Source organism: Micromonospora sp. NPDC003944 (assembly GCF_053605225.1).
Genome location: NZ_JBSGIV010000022.1, coordinates 48,201 through 62,110, shown reverse-complemented (window position 1 = coordinate 62,110; position 13,910 = coordinate 48,201). Strand labels below are relative to the sequence as shown.

Here is a 13,910-nt window from a genome sequence, read left to right as displayed (position 1 = left end):
CTCACCACCCGTCTCACCTTCAAGAAAGGCAAGTCCTCACCATGCGTAAATTCTTTGGCACGTCGGTGGTCGCGGTCAGCGCCGCCGCCATGCTGGCCCTCGCGGGCTGCGGCTCCGGCCGCGACGGCGACGACGCGGGCTCGAAGGGCGAGGCCAAGGGCTTCGCCGCGAACTCGCTGATCGGCGTGGCCCTTCCGGCCAAGACCTCGGAGAACTGGGTCCTCGCCGGTGACCTGTTCACCAACGGCCTCAAGGAGGCCGGTTTCCAGGCTGACGTGCAGTACGCCGGCGCGTCGACCACGGTCGCCGACCAGCAGGCCCAGATCACCGCCATGACCACCAAGGGCGCCAAGGTCATCGTCATCGGCGCGACCGACGCCGCGCAGCTGTCGACCCAGGTCGCCGCGGCGCACGCCGCCGGCGCGAAGGTCATCGCGTACGACCGCCTCATCACCAACACGCCGGACCTCGACTACTACGTCGCGTTCGACAACTTCAAGGTCGGCCAGCTCCAGGGCCAGGCCCTGCTGGACGGCATGAAGGCCAAGAAGCCGAACGGCCCGTACAACATCGAGCTGTTCTCCGGCTCGCCGGACGACAACAACGCCGGTGTCTTCTTCAACGGTGCGATGGACGTGCTCAAGCCGGAGATCGACAAGGGCAACGTCGTCGTCGCCTCGGGCCAGAAGGACGTCAAGCAGACCGCCATCCAGGGTTGGAAGGCCGAGGGTGCGCAGGCCCGCATGGACCAGCTGCTGACCTCGACCTACGGCAGCAAGGAGCTGGACGGCGTCCTCTCCCCGAACGACACCCTGGCCCGCGCGATCCTGACCTCGGTCAAGGGCGCTGGCAAGCCGACCCCGGTCGTCACCGGTCAGGACTCCGAGGTCGAGTCGGTCAAGTCGATCGTCAAGGGCGAGCAGTACATGACGATCAACAAGGACACCCGCAACCTGGTGAAGGAGACCATCAACATGGTCAAGGCTCTCCAGGCCGGTAACGCCCCGCAGGTGAACGACACCAAGTCCTACAACAACGGCAGCAAGGTCGTCGACACGTTCCTGCTCCCGCCGGTCGCCGTCACCAAGGCGAACGCGGCCGAGGCGTACGCCAACGACCCGAAGCTCGCGCCGCTCACCAAGTAATCACCGCACGGTAGGTAGCAACGCCGATGGGTCCCGGGTCTCCTCTTCCGGGACCCATCGTCGTCCCCGAACCCCTGCGCCAAACGGCACCGACCCGGAAGGAGGTCTGACCGTGGCGGCACCAGTACGGTCCAGGCCAGCCGGCGTCGGCCGAAACGCCGAATCTCCGCTGCCGTCGCTCCCCGGCGCCAGCCAGGAGGAGATCCGGCGGCAGAACCTCGGCGCTGTCCTGCGCTACGTGCACCTGCACGGACCGACGACCCGGGCCGAGCTGACCAGCCGGCTCGGCCTCAATCGAAGCACCATCGGTGCCCTCGCGGCCGACCTGGTCACCAGCGGCCTGGTCACCGAGGACGCGCCGGCCACCACCCGCCGCGCCGGCCGCCCCTCACTTGTGGTCAGCCCCCGCTCCGAGCGGGTCTACGCGCACGCGTTGAGCATCGACGCGGACCGGCTGCGTGCCGCCCGGGTCGGTCTCGGCGGGCAGATCCTCGACCTACGGGAGATTCCCCGACCCAGCGGCATGTCGGTGACCAGGGCCGTCGGGCCCCTCGCCGATCTGGTCCGGGACATGGAGCGCTCGGTGGCCGGCGACGCGCTGCTGGTCGGCGGCGCGGCCGCGGTCGCCGACACCACCCGTGACCCCGACGGCAGGCTCCGGATCGCCAGCATCGACGAGACGCTCGGTGCCGCCCTGGAGGCGGAGTTCGGCGCCGGCCCGGGTTTCGTGGCCGGTGACCTGGCCGACATCGCCGGCCTGGCCGAGCACGTCCGGGGCGTCGCGGTCGGTATCGACGACGTCATCTACCTGCACGGTGACCTGGGCATCAGCGCCGGCATCATCGTCGGTGGCCGACTGGTGGTCGGCCACCGGGGTCACAGCGGCAAGGTCGGCCACATGGTCGTCAACCCCAACGGCCTGCCCTGCGGATGCGGTTCGCGAGGCTGTTGGGAGACCGAGATCTCCGAGGCCGCGCTGTTGCGGCACGCGGGCCGTGACCCCAACGACCGCGCGGCGGTTGCCGAGGTGTTGCGCTTGGCGCGGGAAGGGGACCCGACCGCCCGCGCGGCGGTCGAACAGGTGGCGGACTGGCTGGGTTTCGGCGTGGCGAACCTGGTCAACGTGGTCAACCCGGATGCCGTGGTGTTCGGTGGCTCGCTGCGGGACATCTTCACCGCCGGGGCGGACGTGGTCCAGGCCCGGCTGGACACGATGCCACTGCCCGCCTCCCGCGAGCACCTGCGCCTGCGCGCGGCGGCACTCGGCCGCGACGCGGTCCTGGTCGGTGCCGCCGAGTTGGCGTTCGACAAACTCCTGGCCGACCCGCTCAATGTCGGCGTCGTCGGCCAGGTGGGTTCCGCCGGACCGGCGTAGCCACCGCGGCGTCGTGTCGGTGGTCGCCGTTACGCTCGGCGGCGTGGTCGTCCACCACCTCGATCGGGCTCAGGCGCGGCGGATCGCCGTGCGGGCTCAACTGCTTGCCGCTCCGCGTCCGACCGACCTGCTGACCGTGGTCCGTCAGCTCACCCTGGTGCAGATCGACCCGACCGCCGCCGTAGCACCGAGCGCCGACCTCGTCTGCTGGAGCCGGCTCGGCTCGTCGTACCAGCCCGAGCACCTGCGCGATGCCCTCGAACGGGACCGGGTCCTCTTCGAGCACCACGCGATGGTGCGACCGATGGACGACCTGGGGCTCTTCCTCGCGGCGATGGCGGCGTCACCTGGTCACGAGCGCCACCGCGAGTGGCTACGCGCCAACGACTCGTTCCGGCGGGACGTGCTCGACCTGCTCGGCCGTTGCGGGCCGCTGCTCTCTCGCGACATCCCGGACACGAGCGTCGTGCCCTGGCCGTCGTCGGGCTGGACGAACAACCGCAACGTCACCCAGATGCTGGAGTTCCTGGTCCTGCGCGGCGAGGTCGCGATCGCCGGCCGTCAGGGCCGACAGCGACTCTGGGACGTGGCCGAGCGGGTCTACCCGGCCGGGGTGCCCGTCGTCGAGCTGGAGCAGGCACATCGGCTTCGTAACGAGCGGCGGCTGCGGGCGCTCGGCATCGCTCGGGAGAAGGCGGTGGTCGTGCCGGGCGAGCCGGCCGAGGTCGGTGACGTCGGTGAGCCGGCGGTCGTCGAGGGCGTGGCGGGGCAGTGGCGGGTGGACCCCGCCGCGCTCGGGCAACCCTTCAGCGGGCGTACCGCGTTGTTGTCGCCCTTCGACCGACTGGTGCACGACCGGGTCCGACTCGCGGACCTCTTCGAGTACGAGTACGTGCTGGAGATGTACAAGCCCAGGGCGAGTCGACGGTGGGGTTACTTCGCGCTGCCGATCCTGCACGGCGATCGGCTTGTCGGAAAGGCGGACGCGACAGCCGAGCGTCGGCGTGGCACGTTGACCGTGCACGCCATCCACGAGGATGTCAGCTTCACCCCGGAGGTCACCCGGGCCGTGCACGAGGAGCTGCACGACCTGGCGTCCTGGCTGTCGCTGACCGTCGAGGGCCTGCGCTGACGGGTGCTCGTCGAGGCCCCCGCCCCCCGACGAACACCCGTCGCCCACCTACGCCGTCCGGCGTTCCCGCCTACGCGATCCGGCGGACCCGACGCACCGCGAGGTAGAGCAGGAGCACGGCCAGGGCGACGAAGACGCCCGTCTCGATGCTCTGGAACAGCCAGAACCGGTCCGCCGGCTGGTAGAGCTGCCAGTTGTACGCACCCGGTTCGACGCCCAACTCGGCCCCGCAGAACCGACCGTCCGGCCCCTTTCCGCCGGACGGGCACTGGATCCGGGTGTCCTCCGCGATCATCGTCCCGTCCGGGTTGCGGACGCCCTGGGTGAGGATCCAGTCCCCCCGACTGATCTCCGGTGGCCCGTCCCCCTCGATCGGGAAGGTCCTGGTGCGGGCGGCCTGGTAGTGCGGCCGAGCCAGGATCTCCACCGCCGCCCGTACGCCGATGAACCCGGCGAGGGTGATGCCCATGGCGGGCAGCATCCGCTTCCACACCGTGCCGGCGAAGATGCCGAGCGCCACGGCGAACAGGGTGTAGCCGATCGGGACGATGCCCTGCAGATCGAAGACGATCATGCCGAGGCGACCCTCCTGGGCGGACTGGGTCAGCGGCTCCACCCACCAGGACATGCCCAGCCCGTAGCCGATCGCGAGGAGCAGCACGGCACCGCCGACCGACCCGAACTTCACCAGGGCCCACCTGTTGCGGCCGACGCCCTGGGTCCAGACGAACCGGTGCGTGCCCTGCTCCACCTCGCGGGCGACGAGCGGCGCGCCCCAGAACAGGCCGATGAGCACCGGCAGCGTGATCAGCAGTACGGCCAGCAGGTTGAGGCTGCCGTACTGGTTGCTGAAGCGGTGGAAGCCCGCGTCGCAGGTTTCGCGGGTCGTCTGCGCCGCGTCGGCGCGGGCCAGTTGGCTGACGCAGTCGGTCAACCCGAGGTCGCTGAAGGTGCTCCGCATCGACAGGCCGATCGGCACCAGCAGGGCGGCGAGCGCCGCGAGCGCCAGCAGGGTGTAGAGCGCCTGCTTGCGGTGTTGACGCCAGGTCAACCAGATCATGCTGCTACCCCCCACGCGCTGTGACTGGTCTGCGTGCTGCCGTCGGCCAGATGGGCCAGCACGATGTCCTCCAGGCTGACCTCGCGGACCGTCCAGGCCGGGTCGGTGACCGGCCCGTCGGTGCGGACCAGCAACGTGGACTGCCGGTCGGTGTGGCTGGCCCGGAGCACGGCGGTGACGCCCCCGATGACGCCGCCGTCGTGTCGCGGCCCGACGAGCTGCCGGTGCTCGGCGACCAGGTCGTCGACCGCGCCGGTGAGCTGCACCTGGGAGGCGTTGAGCACGATCAGGTAGTCGCAGACACGCTCCAGGTCGGCGAGCAGGTGCGAGGAGAGCAGGACGGTGGTGCCCGACTCCGCGACGCTGCCCATCAACGACTGGAGGAACTCCCGTCGAGCCAGCGGGTCGAGGCTCGCGACCGGCTCGTCGAGCAGCAGCAGCCGCGGCTGCTTGGCAAGCGCCAGCGCCAGCGCCACCTGGGCCCGCTGACCACCGGAGAGCTTTCCGACCGGCTTGTCCGGCGGTATCCCGAGCTGCGCCAGCCGCTGGCGGGCCAACGCCGCGTCCCACCGCCTGTTCAGCTTGCCGCCGGCGACGACCAGCTCGGACGCCGTGAAGTCCCGGTACAGCGGGGTGTCCTGGGCGACGAAGCCGATGTCGGCCAGGCCCTCCGTGTCGCCGTACGGGGCACGGCCGAACACCCGGACGGTGCCCGCGTCGGGCTTGAGCAGCCCGACGGCCAGGTGCAGCAGGGTGCTCTTGCCCGCGCCGTTGGGCCCGACCAGCGCGGCGATCCGGCCGGCCGGTAGGTGCAGTGAGCAGTCCCGCAAGGCCCAGGTGCTGCCGTATCTCTTGCCGAGCCGATCAGCTTCCAAGATCATGTCCATCCCTTGTCCTCTCGTTCGATTCGCGTCACCGCTCGGCGGTCGCGCGAGCACGTGCGGGTGGTTCGTTCGCTCTGCCCGCTCACGCGGGCTCCCGCTGCGGGGCGTCGTCGGCGAGGGTGGCGCGCAGCGTCGTCTCCACCAGGGCGATGACGTCCTCGGTCGTGAGACCGGCAGCTTGTGCCCGGTGCAGCCAGGCGACCAGGTCGTCGCGCAACTCGGCCTGGTTGGGCAGGGACGCGCCGGCCAGCGTGCGCTGGACGAACGTGCCCACCCCGGGTCGGCCGCCGACCAGACCCTCGATCTCCAACTCCCGGTACGCCTTCAGCACCGTGTTCGGGTTGATCGCCAGGGATTGCGCGACGTCCCGGACCTTCGGCAACTGGTCGCCCGGCGTCAGCAGGCCGACCCGCAGCGCCTGTTTCACCTGCTGCACGAGCTGCATGTAGGTGTTCACCTTCGACCGGCTGTCCAGTACGAACTCGATCACTCGCGATGATCCTTCCTGTTGTCCTACGACAGTAGGACTAATAGACAGCTTCATCGGTGGCCCCTTGGCTGTCAAGCCCGGCGCGGCAGGTTCTGTCCGGCCGTCGGCGCGTCCAGTCCGCCGCGCCGGCCCTGCCCGATGGCACCGGCAGGCCACCGGTTGGCACCGACGGGTCACCCCGACGGGAACGGACCGGCAGCAGTTTGGGTGGACGGGGAGGGGTTCGATGGTCACCAACGAACTGACGACGTCGAGGGCGACTCCACTACAGGCCGCTCGCGCCCGGGGTCGGGTACGCGGACGACTGATCCTGCTCGGCCCGGCATTCGTCGCCGCCGTCGCCTACGTCGACCCCGGCAACTTCGCCACCAACTCCGCCGCCGGTGCCCGTTACGGCTACCTGCTGGTCTGGGTCGTGGTGGTGGCCAACCTGATGGCGATGCTGGTGCAGACACTCACCGCGAAGTTGGGGCTGGCCACCGGGCGCAGCCTGCCCGAGCTGTGCCGGGAACGCCTGCCGAAGCCCCTCAACAAGGCCATGTGGGTGCAGGCCGAGCTGGTGGCCATGGCCACCGACCTGGCCGAGGTGATCGGCGGCGCGGTCGCCCTGTACCTGCTCTTCGGCATCCCCCTGCTGCCCGGCGGGATCATCATCGGCACGACCGCGTTCGCCGTGCTCGCGCTGCGCTCGCGGGGCTTCCGCGCCTTCGAGATCGCCATCGCCGTGGGGCTCGGCGTCATCGTGCTGGCCTTCGCGGCGAACCTGCTCGCCGCCGGCTCCGACCCGGGCTCCGCCGTGGCCGGCCTGGTGCCGCGACTCCAGGGCACGGACAGCGTGCTGCTGGCCGCCGGCATCCTCGGCGCCACAGTCATGCCGCACGTCATCTACGTGCACTCCGCGCTCACCCGCGACCGGATCCCGGCCACCGACGACACCGAGCGCAGGATCCTCTTCCGCGGCCAGCGCACCGACGTACTGCTCGCCCTGAGCGCGGCCGGCGCGGTCAACCTCGCCATGCTGTTGATCGCCGCGGCCAGCTTCCGGGGCGGCGGCCCGGGTGGCGCGGACAGCCTGGAGGGGGTGCACGCCGGGCTCGGTCAGACCATCGGTACCGCCGCCGCGTTCGGGTTCGCCGTCGCACTGCTGGTGTCGGGGCTCGCCTCCACAAGTGTCGGCACCTACGCCGGTGAAGTGATCATGCAGGGCTTCCTGCGGCGGCGGATTCCGCTGCTGCTGCGCCGGCTGGTCACCCTGCTGCCCGCCCTGGCCGTGCTCGCCATCGGCCTCGACCCCACCCGGGCGCTCGTACTGTCCCAGGTCATCCTCAGCTTCGGCATCCCGTTCGCGCTGATCCCGGTGGTCGCCTTCACCCGCCGACGGGACCTGATGGGCAACCTGGTCAACCACCCGCTCACCACCGCCGCCGCGTCCCTGGTGGCGGTGCTGGTGATCGCGCTCAACGCCTTCCTGCTCTGGCAGGTCGTCGCCGGCTGATTCGGCCGTCGGCCCAGCTGGCTGTCTGCGCTGCCGGCTGGGCCCACCGGCAGCCTGGGTCCGGTCCGCCACGAGCGTTATACCTGTGAGTCATCAACATGACTCACAGGTATAAGGCGTTGGGGACCATGTTGGTCCGGACCCGCTGAGCGCTGCGGGGCCTCACGCGCTAAGTCCGATGGCCCTCGTCGCGAGCGGGGATCTCCTGACGCTGTTCGATCGCGTCCGCCGGGTTGGCGTCGGCCGGCAGCGACGTCACCTCCTCGAGGGTGCCCGCCGGGAAGGCACCCTGCTCGGCCAGGTCGGCCTCGGCAGCCTCCGGGTCCACGTCACCCGACACCCGGTCCGCCGGACCGACGTCGAACGCGTCCTGTCGTTGCTCAAGGGCATCCGCCTCCGGAGGAGGGATCGGGCTGCCCTGTTCATCCCGGTACGTGCTCATCGGAGCCTCCCACCCGGCGGGTGTCGACATGCCGCCGGGCCGCTGCCTACCCGCCACCGCCGCACTCAGGCCGCCAGGCCGGTCGCGATCTGGGAGCGGTGTGGCGTCAGGCGCGACGGCAGTGACCGGCGCTCGGCGTCCGTACCGTGGTGGGTGCACCCAGGTCTACCGGGGCGGGGCCGCCCGAGCAGGCCAGCGCGCCGACCTGGCCGCCGGCGAGGATGGGCGCCGACGCGGTACCGGTAAGCGTCAGGGGCCCGGTCACTCGCGCGCCCACAATCGTGACGTGGTCGGTGGTGCCGGTCAGCGCCACCGCGCCGCGTACCTCGGTGTTCAACACCTCGACGGCGGCGGCTCGGGACGCCACCAGGCTTCCGGCGATCGAGGAGCCCTGGGCGACCACCGCGGCACCGGGCGCGACGGTGACCGGGCCGGTCACGGTGGCCGCGCGCAGGCAGGTGACACCGGCGGCGACGGTAAGCGGGCCGGCGTGTCGGCCGGTGACCACCGTGGTGCACGCGGGTGGTGGCGGGAGCAGCGTGGCCACGAGGGCGCGAGCCGGGCCGATGTTGCCGACGGCGTCGATGGCCCGGTACTCGATGCTGTGCCGGCCGTACCCGGGCGACCGCTCGGCGAACGGGGACACGGACAGGCCGCCCGAGCCCAGGTTGCCGTAGACCAGACCGTCCACGTCGGTGCCGGTGGCGGTGAACAGGAACGGTGAGCGCGCGTCGGTGGGCCAGCCGTAGTAGTTGTGCCAGCCGTCGCCGTCGAGCCGGAACTCCGAGGTGACCTGGCCGGCGCCGTCGTCGGTGCCGGTCAGCCCCAGGGTGAACGGGCCGTTGTACACGTACTCGGTGGGTCGGCCGGGCCGGGTCGTGGTGAGCAGCGGCTCGGAGAGCGCGTACGACACGGAGGGCCGGGTCGCGTCGACGGTCCAGGTGCGGGTCACCGCCTTTCCGGTGCCCGAATCACCGACCCGGGCGGTCAGCCGGTGGGTGCCGCGAGAGAGCCCGAGAGCGCCCAGGTCCACGTCCCGATCGGTGCCGGTGTCGGCCACCGGTCGGCCGTCGATCGACCAGCGCACGCGGGGCGCGCGATCGGTGGGCTGGCTGGTCCTGACGTACACCGTGTCGCGAGCGCCGACCGGCCGATCGGTCGCGGTGGACGCGGTGATCGCCAGCGGCGACTCCACCACCGGGGTACGCGCCGCGGTGTCCACGGTCCAGGTGCGGGTCTGGGTCAGCGCGGGTGAGCTGCGGACCGCCGGGTCGCGGACGAACTCCGTCGGGTCGGTCACCGTGGCGGTCACCGCGTGCCGGCCGGGGGCGAGCCGTAGTTTCCGCAGGTCCAGATGGCGGGCGTTTGCGGTGCGCGGCACCGCCCTGCCGTCCACCGCCCACGTCACCGCCAACGCGTGGCTCACCGGGTGCAGGGTGTCCACCCAGAGCAGCCGGTCCGCGCCGACCGCCTGGTCGGTGGCCGTGCCGCCCTGCACGATGCCGACCCGGGCGGCGATGCGTTCGGTCATCCGCTCCCGGCCGACCTGGTCGAAGTAGAAGCCCAGCGACTTCATCATCGAGTGCCGGCTGGGTCGCCACACCCCGCGCTGCAGGTACAGGCCACCCTCGTAGCGGCCGATCGTCCCGCCCGCCTCGCTCGGCTCACCCAGCCACCGCCACCACTTGGCCCGGGTGTCGCGCATCTGCTCCTCGGTCAGCACGGTGTGGTGCACCGAGCCCGGTTCCGGCCCGCTGTAGGTGTCGCCCGGCACACCACGGCCGTAGTAGTCGTACTCGTCCTGCAAGCCACCGAGCGAGTGCCCCAACTCGTGCGGGCTGATCAGCGCGGAGAGCGCGTTGCCCCCGGAGGCGGTGGCGTTGCTGCCGCCGGCACCACCGTAGGTGCCGCTGTTGGCCAGCGCGATCAGCTGCCGGTTGCCCGGGTTGGTGCCGGCGGCCAGGTCGGCGTACGCGTTCGCGGCGGTGCCGTCGACCGTGAGCAGGCGTTGCACGCTCGCCGGGTTGCAGCCACCCCAGAATCCCATGCCCAGCGCGGTGTCCCGCTGCGGCGCGGACAGGCCGGGGTCGCAGTCCACCCCGGACTCCGCCGAGACGATCTCGACCGCGTACACGTTGAAGTAGCTGCGGTAGGACTTGAACGGCTCGATCGTCCACAGGGTGTTGAGGTGCCGGTCCACGTGCGCGCGGAAGGTGGGTAGGTCGGCCTCGGTGTAACCGTCGCCGAGCAGGACCAGGTTGAACCGTGTCGCCGGGTCACCGGTGACCTGGATCGGTACCACGGTGGCGCTGGCCGGTGCGGCGGTGGCCGGTGCGGCGACCGCCAGCCCCGCCGCGACGAGCGCCGCGACACACAACCCTGCTCTGATCCGCACCCTGCGCCCCTTCCGTGGCCGGTCGGCCTGGCGGTGCCGGGCGCCGGGCCCGGCGGGGCGCCGTCGTCCGGGCCGCCACGACCGTGGACATCTCGGACCGTACCGGTCTCCGGACCGACAGGTAACCCTCGATGGATGTCGAGGCCGGTCAGTCGGCCGTCGCCGCGGGTGCGCCGCCCCGGCGGGGTGCGGCGGCCAACCCCAGCGCCAGCAGCACGCACACCGCGCCGACCAGGAAGAGCAGCGAGGCGGTCGGCTGGCCCAGCCACTCCCAGTACGGGTGCCAGGCCGGGTGCGGTTCGCCGAGGTGGTGCGACAGCAGGGACGGGACGCTCAGTGGCAGCGGCAGCCACCACAGCACGGTGGCCACACCCATCAGACCGTTCACCGTGCCGCGGCTGCGGCGTCCCTCGGTGCGTCGGCTGAGCCAGCCGAAGACCAGCCAACCGGCCACCGCGCCCACCATCGTGCCGAGCACTCCGGCGGGGACCACCAGGGGTGGCGGGGCGCGGTGCAGCTCGACCGAGAGGTAGCTGGCGTCGACGGCCGTCTGCGAGGAGACCGAGGCGTTCAGGATGGTGTCGCCCCGCCGGGCGGTGAGCGCGGTGTCGGTGACCGCCTGCGGGGTGGCGCACATCTTGTCCGCGCAGCTCACCCGGTCGGACACCTGTGGGTCGTACACCCGCCAGCCGGCACCGGTCAGGCGCTCCCGGGCCACCGTGACGATCTGCTCGGCGGGCACCGGCGGCGCGCCGAGGGCGGTGGCGCCGGTGGCGCTCTCCTGGTACTCGCCGCCGTCACCGAGCAGCAGGGTCTTGACCGTCGACAGGCGCAGCGCGTGCCCGTAGACGACGAAGAGTGCCGGCGGGGTGTCGATCTCGCCGAGGTCATGGCCGGGAAAGACCTCGGTGAGGGTGGCGGCGGCCTCGGCCCGGTCGGGTTGCGGTCGGGAGGTCTCCCAGGCGGCCCTGCTGGCCAGGGCGCCGGTGAAGAGGCCGCAGACGACAGCGGCGAGCGGCACCCAGGCGACGGCGGAGCCGCTGGACGGGCGGCCGAGGCGGCGCAGCAGCCGCCGTGCGAACCGGGTGGCCGGCGCGGTGTCGCTCACGGACATGTGCACTCTCCGGCTTGACGATCGGGCGGAGCGACAGTACATCGACCAGGGACTCCGGCGCGTCCCCCCGATGACCGCCGGCGGTGGCCGGTATCGGCCAGGATGGGCGGGTGGCCGGTCACGGCCGCGACGAGGAGGGTGGGCGATGCGGGTACGCGGACGGTTGACCTGGGGGCGACGTGCCCGTGCGGGGGCGGTGCTGACCGTGCTGCTCACGGGTGTGCTGCCGCCGGCTGTGGCGCTGGCGCCGAGCGTCGCCACGGCGGGTGCGGCGGCGGGGACGCCGGTGTGCCAGGTGCGCGACGACCGGCTCCGCGAGATCTCCGGGATGGTCGCGACGGACGACGGGTACGTGGTGATCAACGACGGGGCCGACGACGAGGCCCGCCGGCGGATCTTCTTCCTCGACCACCGCTGCGCCGTGGTGCGCGCCGTCTCCTTCCCGTCCCGCCCCCGCGACACCGAGGACCTCGCCATCGGCCGGGACGGCGCCATCTGGGTCGCGGACATCGGCGACAACGACCGCACCCGGACGACTGTCGCCGTGTGGCGGCTCGCGCCGGGGGCGAAGCAGCCGGTGCTGCACCGGATGACCTACCCGGACCGTCCGCACGACGCCGAGGCGTTGCTGCTCGACGCGTCCGGTCGGCCGCTGATCGTCACCAAGGGCGGCAGCGGCACCGTCTTCCTGTACGCGCCGAGCACCGACCTGCGCCCGGAGGCGACCACGCCGCTGACCGCGCTGGGCCAGGTGGTCCTGCCGACGACCACGACCAGCAACCCGTTCTCCTTCCTGGGGCGTGGGGTGATCACCGGCGCGGCGAACGCCCCGGAGGGGCGGCGGGTGGTGCTGCGCAGCTACGCCGACGCCTTCGAGTACGACGTGCCCGACGGCGACGTGGTCCGCGCGTTGACCACCGGCACCGCACGGGTCACCCCGTTGCCGGACGAGCCCCAGGGCGAGTCGATCACCTACAGCCGCGACGGTCGGTCGCTGCTCACCGTCTCCGAGTCCGCTGGTCAGCCTGCCGGCACCCGTTCCACGATCCTGCGCTACCCGGCCACGGCCACCACGGTCACCGCGGCACCGTCGACGGAGTCCGTCGGCCCGCTGGCGTCCGCGGCGGTCCGTCCGGCCGCCGGGGAGGCCGGCGGTGCGGGTGGGCGCACCTGGCCGCTTGCGATCGGTGCGGGCACCCTGCTGCTCCTGCTCGGACTGGCCGGCGTCCTGCGGTGGAGGCGCACCGCGCGCCAGTGAGCTGGTCCGGCCTGCGGCAGGATGGGGGGATGTCCGTCCTGTCCACGTTGCGCCACCCGATCGTTGCCGCCCCGATGGCCGGTGGCCCGTCCACACCCGCGCTGGTGAACGCCGTGTCCGCAGCGGGTGGGCTGGGCTTCCTCGCCGCCGGGATGATCGACACCGGCCGGCTGGTGAGTGACATCGCCGAGGTCCGCGCGGGCACCGACCGGCCGTTCGGTGTCAACGTCTTCCTCCCCGACCCGGGCGGCGTCGACGAGACCGCCATCCAGGCGTACGCCGAACGGCTCGCCCCACAGGCCGCGCAGCGCGGTGTGAGCCTGGGCGAGCCGGTGGGCGGCGACGACGCGTACCCGGAGAAGGTCGCGGCGCTGCTCGCGGACCCGGTCCCGGTCGTGTCCTTCGTGTTCGGGCTGCCCGACCGGGCGGCGGTGACCGCCCTGCGCGAGCGGGGTACGGAGGTGTGGGCGACCGTCACCCGTCCGGACGCCGCGACCGCCGCCGCCGAGTTGGGAGTGGACGCGGTGGTGGTGCAGGGCACCGAGGCCGGTGGGCATCGCGGCGGCCAACCGGACGACGACGACTACGGCCTGCTGCCGCTGCTGCGGCTGGCCGCCGCCCGCTGTGACCTGCCGCTGGTGGCCGCGGGCGGCCTCGCCGACGGCCCCGCGGTGGCCGCCGTGCTGGCTGCCGGCGCCGCCGCCGCGCAACTCGGCACGGCCTTCCTGCGCTGCCCGGAGGCCGGCAGCTCGCCGATGCACCGGGCGGCGGTGGCCGGTGCGACACCGACCGCGTTGACCCGGTCCTTCACCGGTAGGCGGGCCCGTGGCGTGGCCAACGACTTCCTGCACCAGCACGACGCGGTGGCACCACGCGGTTACCCCCAGGTGCTGCACCTGACGCGGCCACTGCTCGCCGCCGCCCGGCGCGACGGGGACGCCTCGGTGGCCAACCTCTGGGCCGGTCAGGCGCACCCGCTGGCCCGGGACCTGCCGGCGGCGCAGGTGGTCGCCGAGGTGAGTGCCGACGCCCGGACCGCGTTGGCCACAGTGGTCGAGCGGTCCCGCCGCTGGGGCTGACCAGGACGGCGGTCACCGGCTCGGGCGGGCGGAACAGGGCG

12 protein-coding genes are annotated in these 13,910 nt (G+C 72.4%); 6 read left to right on the top strand and 6 right to left on the bottom strand.

The window, feature by feature from the left end:
- The first annotated feature begins 41 nt into the window (after positions 1–41).
- The 3 genes from ACWER9_RS13760 to ACWER9_RS13750 all read left to right on the top strand — a co-directional run bounded on the left by ACWER9_RS13760 (position 42) and on the right by ACWER9_RS13750 (position 3,652).
- Positions 42–1,145 (top strand): substrate-binding domain-containing protein, encoded by a 1,104-nt coding sequence (locus tag ACWER9_RS13760; RefSeq protein ID WP_452302163.1) that lies wholly within the window; start codon positions 42–44, stop codon positions 1,143–1,145.
- 112 nt (positions 1,146–1,257) lie between these two features.
- Positions 1,258–2,520 carry an ROK family transcriptional regulator gene (locus tag ACWER9_RS13755; RefSeq protein ID WP_452302162.1) on the top strand — a complete coding sequence of 421 codons (1,263 nt, stop codon included), beginning with the start codon at positions 1,258–1,260 and terminating at the stop codon, positions 2,518–2,520.
- Between the two features lie 43 nt (positions 2,521–2,563).
- Positions 2,564–3,652 carry a DNA glycosylase AlkZ-like family protein gene (locus tag ACWER9_RS13750; protein ID WP_452302161.1) on the top strand — a complete coding sequence of 363 codons (1,089 nt, stop codon included), beginning with the start codon at positions 2,564–2,566 and terminating at the stop codon, positions 3,650–3,652.
- 70 nt (positions 3,653–3,722) lie between these two features.
- Here ACWER9_RS13750 and ACWER9_RS13745 read toward each other — a convergent pair whose 3' ends face one another.
- The 3 genes from ACWER9_RS13745 to ACWER9_RS13735 form a co-directional block, all read right to left on the bottom strand.
- Positions 3,723–4,712 (bottom strand): ABC transporter permease, encoded by a 990-nt coding sequence (locus tag ACWER9_RS13745; RefSeq protein WP_452302160.1) that lies wholly within the window; start codon positions 4,710–4,712, stop codon positions 3,723–3,725.
- A complete protein-coding gene (locus tag ACWER9_RS13740; protein WP_452302159.1) occupies positions 4,709–5,599 on the bottom strand; it encodes an ABC transporter ATP-binding protein in 891 nt (296 codons plus the stop codon). The genes ACWER9_RS13745 and ACWER9_RS13740 overlap by 4 nt, the downstream gene beginning before the upstream one ends.
- 79 nt (positions 5,600–5,678) lie before the next feature.
- Positions 5,679–6,086 carry a GntR family transcriptional regulator gene (locus ACWER9_RS13735; protein WP_452302158.1) on the bottom strand — a complete coding sequence of 136 codons (408 nt, stop codon included), beginning with the start codon at positions 6,084–6,086 and terminating at the stop codon, positions 5,679–5,681.
- A 226-nt stretch (positions 6,087–6,312) separates the two neighbouring features.
- On the opposite strand from ACWER9_RS13735, the gene ACWER9_RS13730 reads away from it, so the two are divergent.
- The gene (locus ACWER9_RS13730; protein WP_452302157.1) at positions 6,313–7,581 is read left to right on the top strand and encodes an Nramp family divalent metal transporter; all 1,269 of its coding nucleotides are present in this window, start codon (positions 6,313–6,315) and stop codon (positions 7,579–7,581) included.
- A 169-nt stretch (positions 7,582–7,750) separates the two neighbouring features.
- On the opposite strand, the gene ACWER9_RS13725 is transcribed toward ACWER9_RS13730, so the two are convergent.
- From ACWER9_RS13725 to ACWER9_RS13715, 3 genes are all read right to left on the bottom strand, one after another.
- Complete coding sequence (locus tag ACWER9_RS13725; protein ID WP_452302156.1) at positions 7,751–8,023, bottom strand: hypothetical protein; 273 nt, start codon at positions 8,021–8,023, stop codon at positions 7,751–7,753.
- Positions 8,024–8,129: 106 nt separating this feature from the next.
- Positions 8,130–10,418, bottom strand: coding sequence for a M64 family metallopeptidase (locus tag ACWER9_RS13720; RefSeq protein ID WP_452302155.1), 2,289 nt, complete (start codon positions 10,416–10,418; stop codon positions 8,130–8,132).
- A 148-nt stretch (positions 10,419–10,566) separates the two neighbouring features.
- Entirely contained in the window at positions 10,567–11,532 is a 966-nt protein-coding gene (locus ACWER9_RS13715; RefSeq protein WP_452302154.1) for a hypothetical protein, read from the bottom strand.
- A gap of 145 nt (positions 11,533–11,677) precedes the next feature.
- Here ACWER9_RS13715 and ACWER9_RS13710 point away from each other — a divergent pair, with 145 nt between their 5' ends.
- On the top strand, positions 11,678–12,790 hold the full coding sequence (locus ACWER9_RS13710) for a hypothetical protein (RefSeq protein ID WP_452302153.1): 1,113 nt from the start codon (positions 11,678–11,680) through the stop codon (positions 12,788–12,790).
- Positions 12,791–12,819: 29 nt separating this feature from the next.
- A complete protein-coding gene (locus ACWER9_RS13705) occupies positions 12,820–13,869 on the top strand; it encodes an NAD(P)H-dependent flavin oxidoreductase (protein ID WP_452302152.1) in 1,050 nt (349 codons plus the stop codon).
- The last annotated feature ends 41 nt before the right edge of the window (positions 13,870–13,910 follow it).